This is a genomic window from Streptomyces sp. CC53, assembly GCF_001865245.1.
Lineage (GTDB): Bacteria > Actinomycetota > Actinomycetes > Streptomycetales > Streptomycetaceae > Streptomyces.
In genome coordinates, this window is sequence record NZ_MKXB01000189.1 from 110,236 (window position 1) to 129,142 (window position 18,907).

An 18,907-nucleotide genomic window follows, 5' to 3' on the forward strand; every position below is an offset into this window, starting at 1 on the left:
AGTAACGGTTCTGCATCTGCACTGCGACCCGGCAGGCCGGGCGGTGCTTCACCTTCATTCGGACACCTACTTCAAAGCCCAGACGGTGGGCGTCGCCGTGCGTAGCAGCACCGGGCAGAACCTCGACTACCCGGGGAACGTGTCGAGCGTCAACGTCGGCCCCGACGGCTACATCTACATATCGGACCCCCGCACCCCGTTGCCGAACGGCACGTATACGGTGTTCGGCTTCTACCGCCTGGGCGGCGTCTGGCACAACCTTCCCTCGCAGCAGCTCGTGGTGCCGCCACCGCCGCCCGCGGAGGGCACCTATGTGGTGCAGCGCGGCGACACGCTGTGGGGGATCGGCCAGCAGCTCGGCGTGCCGTGGGAGGACATCGCCGCCACGAACGGCATCGAGGAGCCGTACACGATCTACCCGGGTCAAGTCCTCGTCATCCCCGACAGCCAACCGGCACCCGACCCCGAGCCTGACCCGGATCCTCCACCGCCGGACCCCGAACCCGATCCTGAGCCGGGCGGGGACACGACTACGGTTCCGGGCAAGATGGTCGTCTTCTCCGGGGACAACTTCCTGGACGGCGGCAAGTGGAACATCGGCCGCAGCTCCGCCTACCCCGGCGGCGGACCCGGACAGACCAACTACGGCGACAACAAAGCTGATTACATCCATCCGACCAACGCTCCCAGCCTCGTCCACGACGCGGACCTGGGCAGGCTGGTGTGGCGCTTCCGTGCGACCAGGAGGGGGCCGGACGCCTGGGATACGCCGCTGGCGACGACCGAGTACGTCCCGGGCGGCGGCGGGTTCGAGATCCGGCCCGGCGACACCATGACCGCCAAGCTGAAGCTTCCCGCTGAGCGGGGAGCGTGGCCCGCGTATTGGACGTGGGGCCGCGACAACCCTCCCGGGTATGGCGGGGTGCAGCCGGGGCACGGCGAAGTCGACATGTTCGAGTACCACCCGAACAATCCGGATCTGCTGGAGCTCAGCAACCGGGTCAGCGGCGGCGGCCACTACTACCGGAACAGTCAGGTGGTGCAGCCCGGACGCTGGATCGACATGCGCGTGGATTTCGGCACGGACGGCGTCGTCTGGCGCATCGACGGCCAGCACGTCTTCACCGCCAACGGGCTACCGAGCTACTGGCGAGCCTGGCCGATTGTGAACCTGTCGATTGTCTCGGCCGCGAACCCCTGGCATCCCGAACCGCTGTCGAGCGTCAACACGATCGACTTCTACGTAGCCGATTTCAAGGTGTGGCGCCCGTGAACAGGAAGGCGAGTCATGTCTGAAGGCAAGTTCCGGCGGGCCACGCACGTGGTCTCCTCGGGTGAGAACCTCGTAGAGATCGGCGCCATGTACGGGGTGTCGTGGCGCGACATGGCGGTGGACAACGAGCTCGACAACCGGGACCTGATCCACCCCGGGCAGGTGCTCAAGCTGCCCTACTGCGAGTACACGGTTGTCGAGGGCGACACCCTCACGGGCATTCACGAGGCGTATGTCGCGAAGCGTGCGGCGGGATGCCCGGGATGCCATGACGCTGGCCCGTACGGGGCTTCCCTGCGCGACGTTGCGCGGTACAACCAGATCGACAACCCTGACCTGATTCACCCCGGGCAGGTTGTCAAGCTGCCCTTGCGGTGATCGGGCATGGGACGCGCGTCTTCCCCCGTGCCCGGCTACAAGGTCACCTACCCGTACGGGGTGCGTAACGCCCGCTACGCGGCTGGCTTCCACACTGGCCACGACTACGCCGCCCCTACCGGCACCCCGGTGGTCGCCGTTCGCGATGGCGTCATCGCCTGGTCGAACAGCGGCGGAGGGGCGTACGGCCAGTGGATAGGGCTGCGTGCCGACAACGGCCGCGATTACGTCTACTGCCACTTGTCCGCCCGGAGCGTCCGCACTGGCCAGAGGGTCAAGGCCGGCCAGAGGCTTGGCGCGGTGGGTGCCACTGGCAGGGTTACGGGCCCGCATCTGCATTTTGAAGATCGTCCGCGTGGCGGTGGCTACGGCAACGTCCGCAGGCCCTCTTGGTGAAGGAGAAACGATGAAGGATTCCACACGGAGGACCGTGCGTACGGTCTTCCAGAACGCTGTCGCTGTGGCGGCCGGTATGCCGCTCCTGCTGGACGCTGCCGGCATCGATGAGACGGTGCCCGGTGTTGCCGTCGTTCTCGGTGTGTCGGCCGCGGTGACGCGCCTGATGGCGCTGCCGCTCGTCGACTCCCTTCTCCCCGCGTTCCTCCGCAAGGGCGACGCCTGACCTGGAGGTGATCCCCGGTCTCGCGCCGGGTAGCGCCCGGCAAAACTGTGCCCCCACCCCCTCCGCTCCGGCGGTCGGGGTGGGGGCCTTTTTTGCGTTCGGGTCCGCTACCGGAGCCCTTCTGGGCAGGGATGCTCGGGCCTCCAGAAGTTCGGGCAGGCAATGAGGTGGATGGCGTAGAAGGTGGAGCCGCCGTTCCCCCACCAGCCGCCGACGACGTCGCGTTCCATCTCCAGGGCTTCGCGGGCCGCGGCCAGCCGGGAGTCGAGCACACCGGGTTCCTTGATGTGCTTCTCGTCGAAGCGGTCGAGGTGCTGCCGAACAGTTGCCGAGTACCACTCCAGAGCCGGGCCCGTGTCCTTGAACGTGCCCTTGATCATCTTCCTTGGCTTGAGGAGCCAGTTAGCAGGCTCGATGGGAGCCACAGAGGTCGACCCGAATCCTGTGCCCAGCGGGCGTCTCTGCGAGTCGTTGCCGTACTCGGATCCGGAGCCGACCCACACGTATCCGTGGTGGTGAACTGCCATGCACCCCAACCTTCTTCAACCGGCAGGGGCGGCCCCTCGTCGAGCGAAGAGCCGCCCCTGGTCTCACGTGTGAGCGGAGCCTACCGTGCTACTTGCGTCCGCAGCCGTCGCCGTCGCCGCAGCCGCCTGACGGGTTGCCGCCCTTCCCGTCGTCCTCGTCGCCGCCCATCAGGGTGGACGTCTTGCGCAGTGCTTCCTTGAGGTTCATGGGCTTCTGCCTCTCTCAAAGGGTCCCGGCTGGGGACTTCCCCCGGACCGGTAGTGCACTTGCCAAGCCGGGATGTCCCGGCAGTCCCCTTGCCCGGACTCGAACCGGGGCTTCCGTGGTCGGTGCACCCTATGGGTGATGAGCTCGACCCCAGGGCGGAGTCGGGTGCAACGGCCGTTTCGACGTTCTGCCTGACTGAACTACAAGGGGCAGCACACTGGTCAGACGGGGCGGACCTCTGACACCTCGCACCACACGCGTTCGAACTTGTCGTGGTCCTTGGTGTGGGCGGTATGGGTCATGCACGCCTCGTCACCGGCTTTGAGGTCGGCTGTTGCTGCCAGAAGCCACCGGCACTCAGGAGCCAGGCAGCGAGCGCTCATGGTTCGTTCGCTTTGCGGGTGTGTGCCGATGCCGTAGTCCACGAAACGGAAGACGCTCCTCACGCTGCCGCTCCCCACCGACCGCCGTGCCGATGGTTGTCGAGCTCGTGGTTGCACATCGCCACGGCCCCGGCGTCGCCGGCGTCACGGGCGATTTCGCGACTGTTCCGGAGGGATTCGCAGACGCCGCAACCGTCCACTCCAACGGGCTCCAAGTTTCGTTGTCTTGTCACGGACGCTCCGGCGGCGCCCTCGCTCGTCGTCATGACGAAGACCGTAGAAGACCAACAGCCCCGACGTCATTGGTAGTTTGACGTCGGGGCCTGGTGGACTACTAGTTTCTCAGACGGGAACTCTCACCGCCTGGGCCAGTAGCCGCATCTCGGGTGTCAAGGTTCGACGGCGGTCCAGGAGTCGGGTGACGACGTCCCTGGCGTATCGCTGGTTCGGTAGCCACTGGGGGGCGGTCTGGTGGATCTCCATCAGCTTGCCCACGGCTTCGCCGTACTGCCGCATGGCGACATGAGCGTGCGCGACGTCGAGCTGATGCCGGTTCCTGTTGCTGCGCGAAGGCCGAACCCCGGTATGAGAAACCACCTGCTTGGCCAGCTCCAGCACCTTGTCCGGCCGCTGCTGAATCGACGCGTTCTCCGCGCGCTTCATCAAAACAGTGGTCGGCCCATACGTGCGCGTGATCTCGGACGCCGGCTTGCACTCGCGGCCGAGCAGCTCAGCCGCCACATGGGCGAAGCGCATGGCGTCCTCGGCCTCTCCGGGCCGGTTGTCGCGCACAGACGCGTTCGAGACACGCAGCAGCATCCATCCCCAAGCGCAGAGCTCGTCGGGCGTCGCGCGGGTAACACGCCGGGGTTCCATCTCGTCGGCCCAGTGGATCGCCAGATCGCGCGCCTGCCCCAGCTTCCCTTGACGCAGCAGTAGCCAGCACCGGTTGTTGATGCTGACCGAAATCTCCAGGCGGTCGATGGCGTCGTCCATAGCCCGGTCGATGGCGAGGTCTGCCACCTCGAACTGGCGTGTCTGGGTGAGCAGCCAGCCGGTGAGTTGCAGGACGCGGACGCGGACGGCCCGGCCTTCCGGCCCCAGGGCGTCCGCGTCCCTGACGATGCTCGGCATGATCCTGGACAGCGCGTCGAGGTCCAGTCTCTTGAAGAGGGGCTCGACGTCCTGGAGGGCGGCGGTCACTCCGTCCACGGTCGGCGGCTGCTCCAAGCCATCGGCCAACCTGGGCGGGTGCTCCAGGGCTTTGCGGACGGCATTCCACTGGTCCGCCGTGGGCTGGTGGGCGGTCTCGCGGTCTCCTTCGTCTCCGAGGAGCTTCGTGGTCGGGACACGGAGAACCCTGGCCAGGCTGTGGAGCGTCTCGGCCCGGGTCTCCCCGGCACGTTCCTGTTCAAGGAGCCGGATGGTGGCGATCGACACCGGCTTGCAGTCGTGTGTCTCCTTGGTCAGGCGTGCCAACTCTGCCTGTGTAAGCCCTCGCAGCTTGCGCATGTCGCGCAGCCGGCTACCAATCGTGGCGCTCATGCAAGCCAGGGTAGGCGGCGATGCGGTTGGCTCGGCACTGCCAGACCAGCCCTGATATTGTGCCGGGTGTCGCTCCGGTGACGGCCCGCAGTACACGGACCGGGGCGCAAACGGAAGCCCCCTCTCACTTTCCCTGAGAGGGGGCTTCCGCAGGCTCGTTTCCCTTGTTCACGGGGACTTAGTGCGGTCGAAGTCGGTGACGTTCAGCTTGACGTCCGCGGTGTCCAGGGTGGTGGGGAAGTCTCCCTTCGTGGTCTGGCCGGGGAGGACGTCGGTGACGAACTGGGTGGAGTTCGCCATGCGGGTTCCGTCCGGTGTCACGGCTTCCCAGTCCCATCGGTAGTTGGACTTCTCCGAGCTGTTGTTCGTGATCGTCCATGTGATCCAGATGTTCTTGATCCCGAAGTCGGACCGGTCGTCGATGGTGAAGCTGACAAGATCCTTACGCTCCCGGGTCTCTTCCTCGGCTGCCGGGTCGGCTGGTGCTGTGGTTGCCGGCGGCGGCGTGGTCTCCTCGGCCGGCGGCGTGGTACTCCCTCCGCTGGTGGCGGTGCAGGCCGCCGTGGACAGGAGGGCGGCGATGGCGGTTCCGGTAGCGATGACGGTTCGTGGGTGCTTCATGTGATCGCCTCCCTGTCGTTGGGGCTGCTGCCGAGGTTGATGGCGTCGGCCCCGGCTAGGTGTGCTGTGGACTTGTTCATTGCGCTGGCCTCTTCGAAGCCATCGCGGTAGCCGGCTTGGTATCCGATTGATTTTCCGATGGCCTGGCCGCGTCGGAAGGCGTCTTCGACGGGAACGGCGAAGGTGGCGAACATGAAGAGCACGTTCGACAGGACGGCCATCCCCAAGACGATCCGCATGGCTACAGGTTGCTCCCGCAGCGGCCAAACGCTTACCCATAGGGCGACGGATATAGCGAGGTAGCTGACTCGGGAGCGCCACATCCGAATGTTCACAGTGACACTCCTTGGACGTTGGTGCCTGGTTAGTGGTTCAAGCGTAACGCGCCTCCTACCAAGACCGGTTGCTATCTGTTTCGTTATCAGTTTCGTTGCTGCGGCCCATGATGCGCCGGAATAGACCGGGATGTGACAGCTCGACGGAGCCGACCAAGAACTCCAGGCTGTTCCAGGCGAGAGTCCGCATACGTTCGCGGTCTTCGACGGGGAGTTGGTCGATGTCTTGGACTGCCGAGGCGAAGCGCTCCACAAGTGGATCAATGGTCGGTGTTTCGGGGAGCTTGGCGTTCGCCTCCTCTTCGGTGAGAGCGCCGCATCGTATGGCGATCTCTAGTGGCTCAACGTCCAGGGCTTCAGCGAGGGCGTGCCAGAACTTGGGGTGTGCGGGCGACTTCCCGTTCCGCCAACGACTGATGTTGAAGTCTCCAATGCCAGAGGCTTCTGCGAGGTCTCGCGGCGTGTAACCCCGCGCCTTCATGCGCTTATCCAGCCACTCTGCGAAGTCCATGATCAACCTTTCTGGTTTGTAGCGGCTGTCCAGAGCTACCCCTGTGCGCTTGTCCAGGCTACGCCGGTTTTGCACTGATAGCTCCCGTGTGGCAGGGGGTGCTTGCGTGCGCTGCGGGCTGCTGATCGGGCAGCTTGTCTGCCAGCAGGAAAGAATCTTGATGATTCGCTTGTGTTCATGCACACAGCGGCGTATACCTGAAGACAGGCAGGCAAAACCGACGAATCGGGCAAAGTGGCCCGGGGTTCGGGAGCCGGCCCCGGGAGCCCGAAAAGGGTCTCCCAGCAGTCTTCGAAAGCTTCGGGCGCCGCCACTGCACAGGCATGCGGTCATAGGTCTAGGCCACCTTGGCACGGTCTGCTTTACCGCCTCCGATAGGCGCACTCGGGCGCCAGACTTGGTCGGTTCGAATCCGGTCGGAGGCACGTGGAGGTGAGACGCACATGGACGGCAATAGAGGCGCAGACGTCACGCTCGGCGGCAAGGTGTTCAAGGCCCTGGCGACGGCGGACTCTCTCACAAAGCAGGGCCGAATCCGCGAGGCTCGCATGATCATGTCCGAGGTGCGACGCATGCAGCGCGCCGTGAAGTTCCCCCCTCGCACCGTGTCACACCTGAAGGGGCGGTGGCTGTACCGCCTCTGGGCGGCCGACGACACCCTTCTCTATGTCGGGATCACCGACCGCGGCAGAGAGCGTGAACGGGAACACGTCCGGACGAAGATCTGGTGGCCGGAGGTTCACCATATAACGGTGGAACCGATAGCCACCCGGGCTGAACTTCTGCATCTTGAGCGAGTGGCGATCAGCAGAGAACGCCCCCGCTACAACACCCAGCACAATCGGGACTGAGGTCATCGGATTGCCCGCACGGCCCCGGCTGCCGAGCGAGTCAGAAATCTCTGACCGCGTAGCCGAGTGTTGCGAGCTGCAACTTCGGCCTGAAGGCCGAGGTAGCGTTCCGTGGTTTCTTGGTTCTTGTGGCCGAGGAATACCATCGTTTCTCTCAGTGCGTGATCATGCGAGACCTCGTCGCGGAGGCGATCGAAGTAGATCCGTGCCACAGATCGGCGAATCGCATGCCACGCCTCACCGGCTTCAAGGTGGATGCCGCAGGAAACCAGGAGGGCCTTGAGGCGTTCGGTCGCCCACATGTATGAACAGTGCTTCGTCGGGTCGGGTACGTAGTACACGTACCCGGTACCCGCGGCGTTCCTGCGCGACCAGCCTGGAAACAGGTAGATCCGTTCCGCCGTTGGGATGGCGCTGTCTTTTGTGTACCACGCCAGGTAGCGCCGAATCTCTTCTTCAAGGTCGAGGGTCAAGGGCAGGGCGTCGAAGCGGCCGGTCTTGAGGACCCACACGTATAGGTCACCTGTTTGCAGGTCTATGTCACTAAGTTTGATCTTTCGTATGTCGGAAATCCGAAGGGCGGTCGATGCTGCAACAGCGATCATGCAGCGGAGTATTGGATGCTCCGCCTTTTCGATCAAGAGCCCCAGTTCATCCTCCTGGAGGCGAGTAGGAGCTATCTCGTGCGGTGCGCCGCGCTCCCTAAAAGGTGACTTCGGGCATCGCAGTTCCTGCCGGATCCATCCCTTGTGCTTGGCGTAGCGGAACAAGGCGTTGATCGCCGAGCGGTACGACGTGCCGGTCTTCGGGCCTCGGCCCACGAGGATCCCGCCATCCCCGTACAGGAAGTCGGCCAGATCGGATTCCCTGATCCCTGCAACCTGTCGTCCCTGGAATCGGCCGGCCAGGCGGTTGTTGACCAGGCGATACTGCTTGATCGTGCCGGCTGGCACGCCGTGCGCCTGCTGGGCCTGCGTGAACCTGACGACGGCTTCATGTAGGGACGGGTGATCGGTACCCACGACGACATAGCTCCTTTGAGGGCAGCACCACCGGTGCAAAAGCCCTGCTTATTCATTATAGACCCCAAAGAGGACATATGCCTACCGACTAGGTAGAATACGACTTCTTCCTCTACGGCTCGGCTGCCGCCCTCGTGTTCAACACGCTGTTCTTCCCCACCGCCGACCCGCTCGTGGGCACCCTGATCGCCTTCGTCACCTATGCCATCGGGTTTGCCGCGCGGCCTCTCGGCGGCATCGTCTTCGGCCACTTCGGGGACAAGGTCGGGCGCAAGAAGCTGCTGGTGGCCAGCCTGCTGATGATGGGCGGCGCGACCTTCGCCATGGGCCTGCTGCCCACGTACGGGACCATCGGTGTCGGCGCCCCCATCCTGCTGACGATCCTGCGCCTGATCCAGGGCTTCGCGCTGGGCGGGGAGTGGGGCGGGGCCGTCCTCATCGTCTCCGAGCACGGCGGCGACAAGCACCGCGGGTTCTGGGCGTCCTGGCCGCAGGCCGGCGCGCCCGGCGGGAACCTGCTCGCCACCGGTGTGCTGGCGCTGCTGGCCGCGTTCCAGTCGGAGGCCGCCTTCCAGTCCTGGGGCTGGCGCATCCCGTTCCTGCTCTCCGGCGTCCTCGTGGTGATCGGCCTGTGGATCCGCGTGTCGGTGTCCGAGTCGCCCGTGTTCCTCGCCGCCCAGGCCAAGGCGGAGGCGGAGGCCGCCCGCGGCGTGAAGGAGAGGGCGCCGGTCGTCGAGGTGTTCCGGCGGAGCTGGCGCGAGGTCCTGTCCGCCATCGGCACCCGCTTCGGTGAGAACATCTCGTACTACATCCTCACGTCCTTCCTGCTGGTGTACGTCACCGTCCACCTGGAGTTGGCGAAGAGCACCGCCCTGAACGCGGTCCTGATCGGTTCGGCCGTCCACTTCGTCACCATCCCCCTGTGGGGAGCGCTGTCCGACCGCATCGGCCGCCGCCCGGTCACCTTGATCGGTTCCGTCGGCATGGCCGTCTGGGCGTTCCTCTTCTTCGGCCTCGTGGACTCCACGTCGTTTCCCGTGATCACCCTGGCCGTGACCGTCGGGCTGCTGCTGCATGGCGCGATGTACGGGCCGCAGGCGGCCTTCATCTCCGAGATGTTCGACACCAAGGTCCGCTACTCCGGCGCCTCCATGGGGTCGCAGCTCGCGTCCATCGTCGCGGGTGCCCTCGCGCCGATCATCGCCGTGGAACTCCTCAAGGACTTCGGCTCGTCCACGCCGGTCAGCGTCTACCTCTGCGCGGCCGCCGTGGTCACCACGGTCACGGTGGCGGTCGCCCGGGAGACCCGTGGGCGTGACCTGGCGCGGTCCCGGGACGAGGAGCGGGCCGCCCCGCCCGCGGTCGTCTCCTGACGCCGCCGCACCGGTGAGCCGCCCGGTTCGCCGCGCCGCCCCCCGACGTGCAGGCGGACCGGGGCCGGTCGTGCTGACGGCGCCGGGCGGGCGGCGTACTCGCTGCCGATCCGTGCGCGTACGTCAGCGCGTGAGGAGGCTCTCGGAACCGGCGAAGCGCTGCACGGCCCCACGTGGACGTGGTCGTGCAGCGCTTCGCCGGTGTCGCGCGGACGGCGGCCCGGTCAGGCTGTGACCGGGCCGGCTGCGCTGCTCTCCGGTGGCTGGGTGCGCCCCGCCGGAGCGGGCTGCGGGGGCCGGACCCGGATCCCGGCCCCGCCGCCGGCAGGGAGTGCCGTCAGGCGAGGGACAGGAACAGCTTCTCCAGGCGGGCGCGCATCTCTTCGCTGCCCTCGCCGTTCTTGCGTCCCGACTCGATGTCGGTCACGCACTGCTCCAGGCCGGTGGCGATGATCGCGAACCCGGCCCGGTCGAGGGCCCGTGACGCGGCGGCGAGCTGGGTCACCACGTCTTCGCAGTCACGCCCCTCCTCGATCATCCGGATCACGCCGGAGATCTGGCCCTGCGCGCGGCGCAGACGGTTCAGCACGGCCTTCAGGTCCGCTCCTACGAGCTCGACTTCCACGATCCACTCCTCGGTATACCCCTAGGGGTACTGTACGTCCCTTTTGGGAGGGTGTCGACGGCCGTACCGGGGCAGCGCCGCCCGCCGGCGCCGGTCAGTTCCGTGCGGTCGCTGCGGCCTCGCGCCGCACCGCGTCCATGTCGACGGCCCGCACCTTGCCGATGAGCTCCTCCAAAGCCTGCGGCGGCAGTGCGCCCGGCTGGGCGTACAGGACGGTCCGGTCGCGCACGGCCATCAGCGTGGGGATGGAGGAGATCCCGAAGGCGGCGGCGAGTTCCGGCTGCGCTTCGGTGTCGACCTTGCCGAAGACGATGTCGGGGTGGCGTTCGGCGGCCTTCTCGAAGACGGGGCCGAAGACCCGGCAGGGTCCGCACCAGGCGGCCCAGAAGTCGATCAGCACGATCTCCGAGCCGGTGACGACGTCGTCGAAGGTTTCCTTGGTCAGGTCGAGGGTCGGCATGGTCGCTCTCCTTTCGTATACCCGGAGGGGTATATGCGGTTCAACCGGCCCCCGGCGGGGTTTGTTCCCGCCGGGGGCCGGCCGTCACGGGTGGGTGCGCGGTGCGGGGGAGGCCGCCGGGGGCCCTTCGGCACCGGGACGCCTGCGGCGGCCCCGCACCGTCCCCGCGACCACGGCCGCCGTCACGGCGAGGCCGACGCCGGTCCAGGTCAGCGGGCTGGCCCAGACCGCGGGGTCGAGCTGCCGGCTGAGGACGAAGACGCCCATCACCACGATGAACCAGCCGAACGCCTTGCGCAGGGTGTCCTGGGGGATGCGTCCGGCGAGACGGCTGCCGACCAGGCTGCCGACGACCGCCACGCCGGTGACGGCCAGCGCCAGGCCCCAGTCGATCTGGACGCCCGCGAGGTGGCCGGCCAGCCCCGAGAACGACTTCATCGCGATGACCAGCAGCGAGGTGCCGACGGCGACTCCCATCGGCAGGCCGCCGAGCAGGGCGAGCGCGGGGACCACGAGGAAGCCGCCTCCTGCGCCGACCAGACCCGTGACCGCGCCGACGGCGATCCCCTCCAGCACGATGAGCTTCATCGGGACGTCGTGCCCGGCGGGGGCGTGCGCGGCGGGCTTGCGGGGCCGGCGCAGCATCGCGGCGGCGGTGGCCAGCATCATCAGCGCGAACGCGATGAGCAGGACCGTGCCGGGGACGTACTCGGCGAGGCGCCCGCCGCCGTAGGCGCCGACCATGCTGACCGCGCCGAAGACGAGCCCGGTGCGCCAGCGGACCCGGCCCGCGCGCGCGTGCTGCACGAGCCCGACGAGGCTGGTCACCCCGACGACGAACAGGGACGTGGCGATGGCTTCCTTGCTGTCCTGCCCGGCGAGGTAGACGAGGATCGGGACGGTGAGGATCGAGCCGCCGCCGCCGAGGACGCCGAGGCTGATCCCTATGACGACGGAGGCGGCCAGGACGAGGGTGATCACGACCGGTCCCGCAGGGAGGCGACGACGGTGCGGATGTCGGTCCGCGGGCCCCGGTTGTAGGGGAGCTTGGCCAGCAGCATGCCCATGGCGCAGGTGTTGCTGAGGGCGGCGAAGGTCAGCCCGGCGCCGATGGCGGTGCCGATGAGGTGTGCCCCGGGCACGAACACGCCGACGAGACCGGTGAGCAGGACGACGGATCCGGCGATGAGGCGGACCTGCCGTTCCATGTCCCAGCGCTCCGGGCCCCGGTTCACGGGCGCCCCTGCGGCCTCCCAGGCGGTCATCCCGCCGTCGAGGACCCGCAGGTTCGGCAGGCCCGCCTCGGCGAGCACCTGCTCCGCCTGGGCCGCACGGGCGCCGGAGCGGCAGATCAGGACGACGTCCTCGTCGAGGTGGGCGCGCAGCTCGGCGCGGTGTTCCCGCAGGGTGTCCAGGGGCACGTTGTAGGCGCCGGGGATGTGGCCGGTCTGGAACTCGCCGGACGTGCGGACGTCCAGCAGGCGGGGGGCGCGTCCGTCGTCGATCAGCTTCTGCAGGGCGGCGGGGCCGAGCCCGGCGGCGCGGGAGGCGTCGGTGGTCATGAAGGCTCCTTGGGCGTGGGGGAGAGGGGGTGTGCGGGGTGGGGGCCGGGTGGCGGTCGCCGGGTGGTGCCCGGCGGGGTGCCTTCGTGCGGCCGGGTGGTGCCCGGCGGGGCACGGTGGGGTGCCTGCGGGGCCCCCGGGGCACCCGGTGGGTGCCTCCCGTGAGGCCGGGCGGTGTTCGCCGGGGCGGCCCCGTGGGGGTGCCTGCGGGCCGCCGGGTGTGACGGCCCGGCGCGGGGCCGCGGGCCAGCACCGCGCCGGACGCTCAGACGGTGACGGGGGCGTTCAGCAGCGCCCAGGCGGCGTAGCCGCCCAGCACGTCGGAGACGTCCCCGAAGCCGTGGTGACGCAGCAGGCTGGCGGCGATGGAGGAGCGGTGGCCGCCCGCGCAGTGGACCACGACCGGCCGGTCGGCGGGGATCTCGTCCATGCGGCGCGGCAGTTCGCCCAGCGGGATGTGCAGGGCGCCCTCGATGAAGCCGTGCTCGCCGCGCTCGCCGCAGGTGCGGACGTCGACCACGACCGGCGCCTCCTCGTGCTCCAGCGCGGCGCGCACCTGCGCGGCGGTCAGGCGGCTCGCCGGGGCGACCTCCCCGGCCAGGGCGGCCAGGGCGTCGTCGGGGGAGCGCAGGTAGCCCGCGACCCGGTCGAAGCCGATCCTGGCCAGGCGGGTGACGATCTCCTCCTCGCGGTTCTGCGGTGCGACGACCAGCAGCTCCGCGTCCGGACTGAGGACGGTGCCGGCCTGTTCGGCGAACCGGCCGTCCGCCGGCACGTTGACCGAGCCGCGCAGGTGCCCGGCGGCGAACTCCTGCGGGTCGCGGGCGTCGACGACCACGGCCCCGGCCGACCGGCGCGCGCCGAACTCCTCGGTGCCGAGCGGGCGCGGCGCGACCGCCGGGTCGAACAGCTCCCGCTCGCGGCGGTTGAGGTCGGCGTCGTAGGAGAAGTACCCGGGCGCCGCCGCCTGCCCTGCGGTGACCAGGGCGACGAAGTCGTCCCGGCTCATCGGCGTGCAGGCGTAGTTGGTGGCGCGCTGCTCACCGATGGTCGACTGCTTCTCGGTGGACAGGTTCTTGCCGCAGGCGGACCCGGCGCCGTGCGCGGGGAAGACCCGCACCTCGTCGGGCAGGCCCATGAGCTTGCCCTGCACGCTGTCGTGGAGCATCGCGCCGAGTTCCTCGGCGGTCACCCCGGCGGAGGCCAGCAGGTCGGGTCGGCCCACGTCGCCGATGAACAGGGCGTCACCGGTCAGCACTCCGTAGGGCACCGGGTCGTCGCCGTGCTCGTACACCAGGACGCTGATCGACTCGGGGGTGTGCCCGGGCGTCTCCATGACCTCCAGGGTGACCTCGCCGAGGCTGAGCGTCTCGCCGTCCGCGAGCTTGCGGATGGGGTACTCGGTCTCGGCGCGGCGGCCGTACCCGATCCAGGCGCCGGTGCGGGCGGCCATCTCCAGGTGGCCGGCGACGAAGTCGGCGTGGAAGTGGGTGTTGATGACGCCGACGACCGTGAAGCCGTGCGCCTCGGCGTCGGCCAGGTACTCGGTGACGTCGCGGCGGGGGTCGACGACCACGGCCTTGCCCGTGGTCTCGTCGGCGATCATGTACGACGCCTGGGAGAGGCAGTCGAGGTAGTACTGGGCGAAGTACACGGGAAGACCTCCGTGACGGGTCGGCTCCTGTACCCCGGGGGGTATAGGAGAGGGTGGATGTCGCCCGGGTCCGGTGGCCGGGTCGGGCGGTGCGGCGTCAGGTCGCCTGGTGGGAGGCGGGCCCGCCTGGGGGCGGTCTGCGCGGTGCCGGCCGCGGGGTGCGGCCGACGGGGGGTGTCCCGGGCCTGCGGCGGGTCCGCTCGGGGCCGCAGGCCGCCGTGGCCGTCGGTCAGCGTCGAGCGGGCCGCAGCGGCTCGGTGGATCGCCGCGCCGCCCGGTGTGGTCGCCGCGGTGAACCGCATGCGGCCGGACCGTCGCGGCGGGTGTGCCACCTGGGCCCTTGCGGGGGGCGTCCGGGCGGTGCGGCCCGTGGTGCGGCGAAGCCTCGCGGCTGTTCTTCGCAGGTCATGGGGCTGTCCTCTCGGATACCCCCCCGGGTATGTGTCTTTGACGGTAGGGGGTGGGGGCGCCTGTGTCAAATACCCCACGGGGTATCTGTGAGGGTGGGGGGGAGGAGGGGAACGGGCGGTGCGGAGGCGCGCGCCGCTTCCGGCGGCGACGGTCGAGCGGGCGGCGGTGGGGCCGGGCTCCAGGGCGAAAGGGGTGCCGGAGGGTCGCCCCGGCCCGTGCCGGTTGGTCCCCGCCCGCTCGGTCCCGGATTCGCCGGTACCTGTCCCGTACGGTCCGGCCGCGCGGGGGGTGGCACGCTCTGCCGCACCGCACCGCACCGCACCGCACCGCACCGCACCGCGCGGCGGGCGGGCGGAGCCGCGGCCACCGCCTCACCGGGCGTGTCGCGGCACGCGGCGCCGACCGGCGGAGCGTCGGACGCGTGGTGGTTGCCGGCGTGGCCCCGGCGGTACGGACCGGCACGGTGCGGCTGCCGTGGTGGCGCGCCGCCTGCGGGGCCGGAGCGACGGCCGCCGCGTCCCCGGAAGGGAGCTCGCCCCCCGGCTCGTGCGGGCCGGGGGGCGAGGGGCGCCGGCGAGTGCCGCCGTACCGCCGGAGATCGGGCGGTCGTGGCCCCGGGCGGCCGGGCTGCCGTGCAGGTGGCCGACGGGCCGGCCGGTCCGTTCGGCGGGCGGGGAGGACGCGGGGTCGGGGGCGGGGCGGCGCGGGTGCTCGGGCTTCGGGCGGCCGGCGCGGCGAGGGGCGGCGAGTGGCCGGGCTGACGGCTCACCCGCGCGGGCAGTGCAGGACGGCCCCCAGGGCTTCCCCGGGTGCCGCAACGGGTAGGCCCTGCCGTCCGGCGCGGTGGCGCCGCCCGGGTCGGTGGACGGCAGGCGGGTCTACGTGGGGTACCCGGAGGGCCCCGGCCGATGCGGGCGCAGCGTCGGCCGGAGCCGTCGGGGTCGGCTCAGGCGGGCTCGAAGGTGAGGCAGTCGACCTCGTGCTGCACGTACCCCACCGTGATGCCGGGGGCCTGGCATTCGTACCGGGCGTTGTGGCGGCAGTTCGCCACCTTGCAGGCGCCGACCCGACCGGTGGTGTCCGGGTCCCCGCCCTTGCTGGCGGAGGTGAAGAACGTGTCGCAGTGCGCCTTGTGGGTGTCTCCCACGGTGATGGCCAGAGCGTGGCAGGCCTGCTCACGGTTGTAGGCGCAGTCGTCGACCGAGCACTCGCTGATCACGGGCATGTCCATGTGGGTCCTCCTTGTGCGGGGTGGCCGTCGAGGCGTCCGAGGTGCGGGCGCAAGGCCCGAGCATGGGCTCCTCGGGCCGCGCGTCGGCGGCGACGGGCCGACCGGGTGCGGGCATCCGCTGGAACGGAGCACCCTCAAGGACGTCCCTGCCGGTCCCCGCCGGACGTTCCTTCCGCCGCCGTGGCGTGTGAGGAGCCCCCGGTGCCGGTGCGACGCGGCTCCCCGCTGCCGGCGCCTGCTACGGCTCCTGCCGTTCGGCCGCGAGCGCGGCCCGCACCCGGCGGACGAACCCCCGCTGCCAGGGCACTTCGACGGCACGCCGGTGGTAGCGCCCCCTGACCCATGCGGCGGCGTCCTCGGGGGCCCGCGCCCGCACCCGGGCCGGCACCCCCCGGGACGGGAAACCGCCCCGAGCCGAAGGGCGGTGCCGGGGGCGGCCCATGCCGGGCGCGGGCGCGGCGGCGTGTGGTCCCCGCCTCCGGGACGCCGTTCGTGGAACGCGCGACGCCCCGGCCGCAGGGCGCGGCCGGGGCGTCGTTCGGGCAGGGCGGGTCAGAAGTCGTTGCGGTGGGCCGTGACGACCTTGCACTCCACCTTCTTGGCGGTGTCGAGCTTCTCGGTGCTCACGAGGATGCCCGCCTCCTTGTCGGTGAAGGTCTGCTTCGGCGCCAGGTTGTCGGCCGTGGACATGAAGTCGCTGATCTTCTTGCCGTCGGCGAGGACCTCGCCCTGCAGGAGGTACGAGTAGCGGCGGTCGCCGTTGTTGGTGTAGTCGACGTGCAGGGCCAGTTCCTTGCCGAGGTCACCCGTGACGATGTCGCACTTGGAGATGCGGAAGTCCTTCAGGACCGGGTTGTCCTTCGCGTCGTCGCCGACGGTCGCGGAGTCGTACGACTGGTCGAGCTCCTTCTGCGTCTCCTTGACGACCTCGTCGACGGCCTTGAAGAACACCGCGTTCATGACGAAGAACAGCACGATCGAGAGGATCGAGGTGACCAGGGCGGTGATCGACGCGCCCTTGCCCTTGCCGGCCTTCTTCGACTTGGCGAGCCCCACGCCGCCGAAGACCAGGCCCAGGATCGCCAGCGGCCACACGACCACGTTGACGATGGGGATGAAGCTGACGACGAGCGCCAGGATGCCGAGCACCAGGCCGGCGATGGCCAGTCCGTTGCCCTTGGGCGGCTGCGGGGCCGCGTAGTCGGGATGAACGGGCTGGGTGGGAACGTGCGACAAGGAAGAGCCCCCCCTGGGCATGAGTGTGGCGTGATCACCACATGTGGATGCCGGGGCAACCTAGAACACGTGTCCAATGGGGTGCAAGTCGATTACGCACGGCAACCACCCGCCGCGCGGCGCCCGCCGCCAACCGGCCGGCCCGGCGCGGACGCGGCCCGCCCGTGCCGGGCGGGCGGGAACCGTACTGCCTTCACTGCCGCAAACGAGTGGTCGGGCCCGACGCGCGCCCGGACAGCCGCCCCGGCGGGCGGTGCCCCCGACCCCCGGGCACCGCACCCGTGTTCCGGAAACGGCAACAAAAATTGCCCGGCCCCCGGTGGCGACCCACGCTGGCGGCGGAGGTGATCGCCGTGAGCGACACGCACAACGACACACACGACGGCACGGGGGACGGCATGGGCACCGGTACGGACGGCGGTACGCACGAGGGAACGTCGTACGACGTCGTCGTGATAGGCGGCGGGGCGGGCGGGCTCAACGCCGCGCTCGTCCTGGCGCGGGCCCGGCGCCGCGTCGCCGTGGTCGACGCGGGACAGCCGAGGAACGCCCCCTCGCCGCACATGCACAGCTTCCTGTCCCGGGACGGGGCGTCCCCGCTGGCCGTGCTGGAGATCGGGCGCGCCGAGGTCGAGCGGTACGGGGCGGTCCTCGTCGACGGCCGGGTGGACCAGGTCGAGGCGGCTCCCGAGGGCGGCTACCACGTGCGGCTGGACGGCGGGGCGGTGCTGGACGCCCGCCACGTCGTCCTCGCCACCGGGCTGCGCGACCACCTGCCCGACATCCCCGGACTGCGGGCGCTGTGGGGCGGCGACGTGCTCTTCTGCCCGTACTGCCACGGCTACGAGGTGCGGGACAGGCCGCTCGTGGTGCTCGGGGTGCACCCGTTCTCCGCCGGGCAGGCGCTGCTGATCCGCCAGTGGTCAGCGGACGTCACCTACGTGGACCACGGGCAGGGACTCGCGCAAGAGGAGCGGGAGCGGCTGGCGGCGCGGGGCATCCGCGTCGTGGAGGGGCCCGTCGCGGGCCTGGCGACCCGCGACGGCGCCCTGCACGCGGTGGAGTTGGCCGACGGGCGGGAGGTGCCCTGCGCCGCGGTGTTCCTGTTCCCGGTGATGACGCCCAACGACGCCGCCTTCGACGGGCTCGGGTGCGAGAAGGACGAGCGGGGCTGGCTCGTCACCGACCGGGCCGGGCGGACGAGCCGGCCGGGGCTGTGGGCGGTCGGCAACGCGGTCGACTCGCGGGCCCAGGCCGTCACCGCGGCGGGCATGGGCGCGGCCGCCGCCTTCGCCCTCAACCACGACCTCGTCGACGAGGAGAGCGAACGGGACCTCGCCCGGTACCGCGCCGGTGGCGTCGAACCGGCCCTCGCGCCCGCCCCGTAGCGGTTCCCGCGCCCGCCCCGTGCGGGCGCCCGCACGCGCCCTCCTCCGGTTCAGCTCCCGGAGGCGGGCGCCGTGCGCCCGGGGCGGGCACGCACGTGCATCCGCTCGCCCTGGCGCCCGAAGAGGCTGAGGATCTCCACCGGGCCCTCCCCGGTGGAGCCGAACCAGTGCGGCAGCCGCGTGTCGAACTCGGCGACCTCGCCGGGCCCCAGCACCAGGTCGTGCTCGGCGAGGATCACCCGCAGCCGCCCGGACAGCACGTACATCCACTCGTAGCCCTCGTGGGTGCACAGGTCCGGGTTCTTCCGGTGGGCGGGCAGGATCATCTTGTACGTCTGCAGGGGCCCCGGCTGGCGGGTCAGCGGCAGCACCGTGCCCCCGTTCACCCGGTGCGGCCTCAACCGGACGCGCGGATCGCCCACCTCCGGAGCGCCGACGAGTTCGTCGAGGGGCACCTGATGGGCCTGCGCGATGGGCAGCAGCAGCTCCAGGCTGGGGCGGCGCTGCCCCGCCTCCAGGCGGGACAGCGTGCTCTTCGAGATGCCGGTGGCCTCCGACAGCGCCGCCAGGGTGACACCGCGGGCGGTGCGCAGCCGCTTGAGCCGGGGGCCCACCTCGGTCAGTACCTGGGCGATGGCCGGAGAGTGCTCCATGCCGCCATTAGAGCCGCACAACCACGCAAGTGGCAACG

Annotated in this window: 21 protein-coding genes and 1 pseudogene; 7 read left to right on the forward strand and 15 right to left on the reverse strand. The window is 70.0% G+C overall.

What is annotated here, in order from left to right; all coding sequences use genetic code 11:
• The first annotated feature begins 97 nt into the window (after positions 1–97).
• Genes BJP40_RS35015 through BJP40_RS24065 form a run of 4 tightly spaced genes read left to right on the forward strand, consistent with a single transcriptional unit; the run spans position 98 to position 2,273 of the window.
• Positions 98–1,273 carry a LysM peptidoglycan-binding domain-containing protein gene (locus BJP40_RS35015; protein WP_218153236.1) on the forward strand — a complete coding sequence of 392 codons (1,176 nt, stop codon included), beginning with the start codon at positions 98–100 and terminating at the stop codon, positions 1,271–1,273.
• Between the two features lie 15 nt (positions 1,274–1,288).
• Positions 1,289–1,651 carry a LysM domain-containing protein gene (locus BJP40_RS24060; protein ID WP_071282299.1) on the forward strand — a complete coding sequence of 121 codons (363 nt, stop codon included), beginning with the start codon at positions 1,289–1,291 and terminating at the stop codon, positions 1,649–1,651.
• 6 nt (positions 1,652–1,657) lie between these two features.
• Positions 1,658–2,047: a M23 family metallopeptidase gene (locus tag BJP40_RS32250; protein ID WP_079171414.1), complete on the forward strand. Its 390-nt coding sequence runs from the start codon at positions 1,658–1,660 to the stop codon at positions 2,045–2,047.
• A 10-nt stretch (positions 2,048–2,057) separates the two neighbouring features.
• Positions 2,058–2,273 (forward strand): hypothetical protein, encoded by a 216-nt coding sequence (locus BJP40_RS24065; RefSeq protein ID WP_071282300.1) that lies wholly within the window; start codon positions 2,058–2,060, stop codon positions 2,271–2,273.
• A 107-nt stretch (positions 2,274–2,380) separates the two neighbouring features.
• Here the strand turns inward: BJP40_RS24065 and BJP40_RS24070 are convergent, their stop codons facing one another.
• The 6 genes from BJP40_RS24070 to BJP40_RS32255 all read right to left on the reverse strand — a co-directional run bounded on the left by BJP40_RS24070 (position 2,381) and on the right by BJP40_RS32255 (position 6,586).
• Complete coding sequence (locus tag BJP40_RS24070) at positions 2,381–2,800, reverse strand: hypothetical protein (protein WP_071282301.1); 420 nt, start codon at positions 2,798–2,800, stop codon at positions 2,381–2,383.
• Positions 2,801–3,229: 429 nt separating this feature from the next.
• On the reverse strand, positions 3,230–3,433 hold the full coding sequence (locus BJP40_RS33765) for a hypothetical protein (protein WP_143066019.1): 204 nt from the start codon (positions 3,431–3,433) through the stop codon (positions 3,230–3,232).
• 300 nt (positions 3,434–3,733) lie between these two features.
• Complete coding sequence (locus BJP40_RS24075; protein WP_071282302.1) at positions 3,734–4,936, reverse strand: helix-turn-helix domain-containing protein; 1,203 nt, start codon at positions 4,934–4,936, stop codon at positions 3,734–3,736.
• A 168-nt stretch (positions 4,937–5,104) separates the two neighbouring features.
• Positions 5,105–5,557 (reverse strand): hypothetical protein, encoded by a 453-nt coding sequence (locus BJP40_RS24080; protein WP_079171415.1) that lies wholly within the window; start codon positions 5,555–5,557, stop codon positions 5,105–5,107.
• On the reverse strand, positions 5,554–5,796 hold the full coding sequence (locus BJP40_RS24085; protein ID WP_143066020.1) for a hypothetical protein: 243 nt from the start codon (positions 5,794–5,796) through the stop codon (positions 5,554–5,556). Before BJP40_RS24085 ends, BJP40_RS24080 begins: the two co-directional genes overlap by 4 nt.
• Before the next feature lie 151 nt (positions 5,797–5,947).
• Positions 5,948–6,586: a helix-turn-helix transcriptional regulator gene (locus BJP40_RS32255; protein WP_177204472.1), complete on the reverse strand. Its 639-nt coding sequence runs from the start codon at positions 6,584–6,586 to the stop codon at positions 5,948–5,950.
• A 260-nt stretch (positions 6,587–6,846) separates the two neighbouring features.
• Between BJP40_RS32255 and BJP40_RS24090 the strand changes: the two genes are divergently transcribed.
• A complete protein-coding gene (locus BJP40_RS24090; protein WP_071282304.1) occupies positions 6,847–7,254 on the forward strand; it encodes a hypothetical protein in 408 nt (135 codons plus the stop codon).
• Positions 7,255–7,256: 2 nt separating this feature from the next.
• Here the strand turns inward: BJP40_RS24090 and BJP40_RS24095 are convergent, their stop codons facing one another.
• Positions 7,257–8,276 (reverse strand): tyrosine-type recombinase/integrase, encoded by a 1,020-nt coding sequence (locus tag BJP40_RS24095; protein ID WP_071282306.1) that lies wholly within the window; start codon positions 8,274–8,276, stop codon positions 7,257–7,259.
• 98 nt (positions 8,277–8,374) lie between these two features.
• On the opposite strand from BJP40_RS24095, the pseudogene BJP40_RS24100 reads away from it, so the two are divergent.
• Positions 8,375–9,649, forward strand: a pseudogene (locus tag BJP40_RS24100) (MFS transporter); the annotation flags it as partial.
• A 337-nt stretch (positions 9,650–9,986) separates the two neighbouring features.
• On the opposite strand, the gene BJP40_RS24105 reads toward BJP40_RS24100, so the two are convergent.
• The 7 genes from BJP40_RS24105 to BJP40_RS24135 form a co-directional block, all read right to left on the reverse strand.
• Complete coding sequence (locus tag BJP40_RS24105; protein ID WP_071265535.1) at positions 9,987–10,274, reverse strand: metal-sensitive transcriptional regulator; 288 nt, start codon at positions 10,272–10,274, stop codon at positions 9,987–9,989.
• A gap of 94 nt (positions 10,275–10,368) precedes the next feature.
• Complete coding sequence (trxA, locus tag BJP40_RS24110; RefSeq protein ID WP_071282308.1) at positions 10,369–10,734, reverse strand: thioredoxin; 366 nt, start codon at positions 10,732–10,734, stop codon at positions 10,369–10,371.
• Between the two features lie 84 nt (positions 10,735–10,818).
• On the reverse strand, positions 10,819–11,715 hold the full coding sequence (locus BJP40_RS24115) for a sulfite exporter TauE/SafE family protein (protein ID WP_071282310.1): 897 nt from the start codon (positions 11,713–11,715) through the stop codon (positions 10,819–10,821).
• A complete protein-coding gene (locus BJP40_RS24120; RefSeq protein ID WP_071282312.1) occupies positions 11,712–12,296 on the reverse strand; it encodes a rhodanese-like domain-containing protein in 585 nt (194 codons plus the stop codon). Before BJP40_RS24120 ends, BJP40_RS24115 begins: the two co-directional genes overlap by 4 nt.
• Positions 12,297–12,561: 265 nt before the next feature.
• Complete coding sequence (locus BJP40_RS24125) at positions 12,562–13,950, reverse strand: MBL fold metallo-hydrolase (RefSeq protein WP_071282313.1); 1,389 nt, start codon at positions 13,948–13,950, stop codon at positions 12,562–12,564.
• Positions 13,951–15,307: 1,357 nt separating this feature from the next.
• Complete coding sequence (locus BJP40_RS24130; protein ID WP_071282315.1) at positions 15,308–15,592, reverse strand: DUF1540 domain-containing protein; 285 nt, start codon at positions 15,590–15,592, stop codon at positions 15,308–15,310.
• A 552-nt stretch (positions 15,593–16,144) separates the two neighbouring features.
• Positions 16,145–16,828 (reverse strand): DUF4190 domain-containing protein, encoded by a 684-nt coding sequence (locus BJP40_RS24135; RefSeq protein ID WP_107416848.1) that lies wholly within the window; start codon positions 16,826–16,828, stop codon positions 16,145–16,147.
• 353 nt (positions 16,829–17,181) lie between these two features.
• Here BJP40_RS24135 and BJP40_RS24140 point away from each other — a divergent pair, with 353 nt between their 5' ends.
• The gene (locus tag BJP40_RS24140; RefSeq protein WP_319020068.1) at positions 17,182–18,216 is read left to right on the forward strand and encodes an FAD-dependent oxidoreductase; all 1,035 of its coding nucleotides are present in this window, start codon (positions 17,182–17,184) and stop codon (positions 18,214–18,216) included.
• A gap of 50 nt (positions 18,217–18,266) precedes the next feature.
• Here the strand turns inward: BJP40_RS24140 and BJP40_RS24145 are convergent, their stop codons facing one another.
• Positions 18,267–18,869 carry a helix-turn-helix domain-containing protein gene (locus BJP40_RS24145; protein WP_071282319.1) on the reverse strand — a complete coding sequence of 201 codons (603 nt, stop codon included), beginning with the start codon at positions 18,867–18,869 and terminating at the stop codon, positions 18,267–18,269.
• Positions 18,870–18,907: the final 38 nt, after the last annotated feature.

What these genes read in the sequence shown, in the direction of transcription:
- BJP40_RS24120 (WP_071282312.1), bottom strand. Translation starts at nt 12,296, where the DNA reads ATGACCACCGACGCCTCCCGCGCCGCCGGGCTCGGCCCCGCCGCCCTG.
- BJP40_RS24075 (WP_071282302.1), bottom strand. Translation starts at nt 4,936, where the DNA reads ATGAGCGCCACGATTGGTAGCCGGCTGCGCGACATGCGCAAGCTGCGA.
- BJP40_RS24060 (WP_071282299.1), top strand. Translation starts at nt 1,289, where the DNA reads ATGTCTGAAGGCAAGTTCCGGCGGGCCACGCACGTGGTCTCCTCGGGT.
- BJP40_RS24070 (WP_071282301.1), bottom strand. Translation starts at nt 2,800, where the DNA reads ATGGCAGTTCACCACCACGGATACGTGTGGGTCGGCTCCGGATCCGAG.
- BJP40_RS24145 (WP_071282319.1), bottom strand. Translation starts at nt 18,869, where the DNA reads ATGGAGCACTCTCCGGCCATCGCCCAGGTACTGACCGAGGTGGGCCCC.
- BJP40_RS24065 (WP_071282300.1), top strand. Translation starts at nt 2,058, where the DNA reads ATGAAGGATTCCACACGGAGGACCGTGCGTACGGTCTTCCAGAACGCT.
- BJP40_RS32250 (WP_079171414.1), top strand. Translation starts at nt 1,658, where the DNA reads ATGGGACGCGCGTCTTCCCCCGTGCCCGGCTACAAGGTCACCTACCCG.
- trxA (WP_071282308.1), bottom strand. Translation starts at nt 10,734, where the DNA reads ATGCCGACCCTCGACCTGACCAAGGAAACCTTCGACGACGTCGTCACC.
- BJP40_RS24090 (WP_071282304.1), top strand. Translation starts at nt 6,847, where the DNA reads ATGGACGGCAATAGAGGCGCAGACGTCACGCTCGGCGGCAAGGTGTTC.
- BJP40_RS24130 (WP_071282315.1), bottom strand. Translation starts at nt 15,592, where the DNA reads ATGGACATGCCCGTGATCAGCGAGTGCTCGGTCGACGACTGCGCCTAC.
- BJP40_RS24080 (WP_079171415.1), bottom strand. Translation starts at nt 5,557, where the DNA reads ATGAAGCACCCACGAACCGTCATCGCTACCGGAACCGCCATCGCCGCC.
- BJP40_RS24085 (WP_143066020.1), bottom strand. Translation starts at nt 5,796, where the DNA reads ATGCGGATCGTCTTGGGGATGGCCGTCCTGTCGAACGTGCTCTTCATG.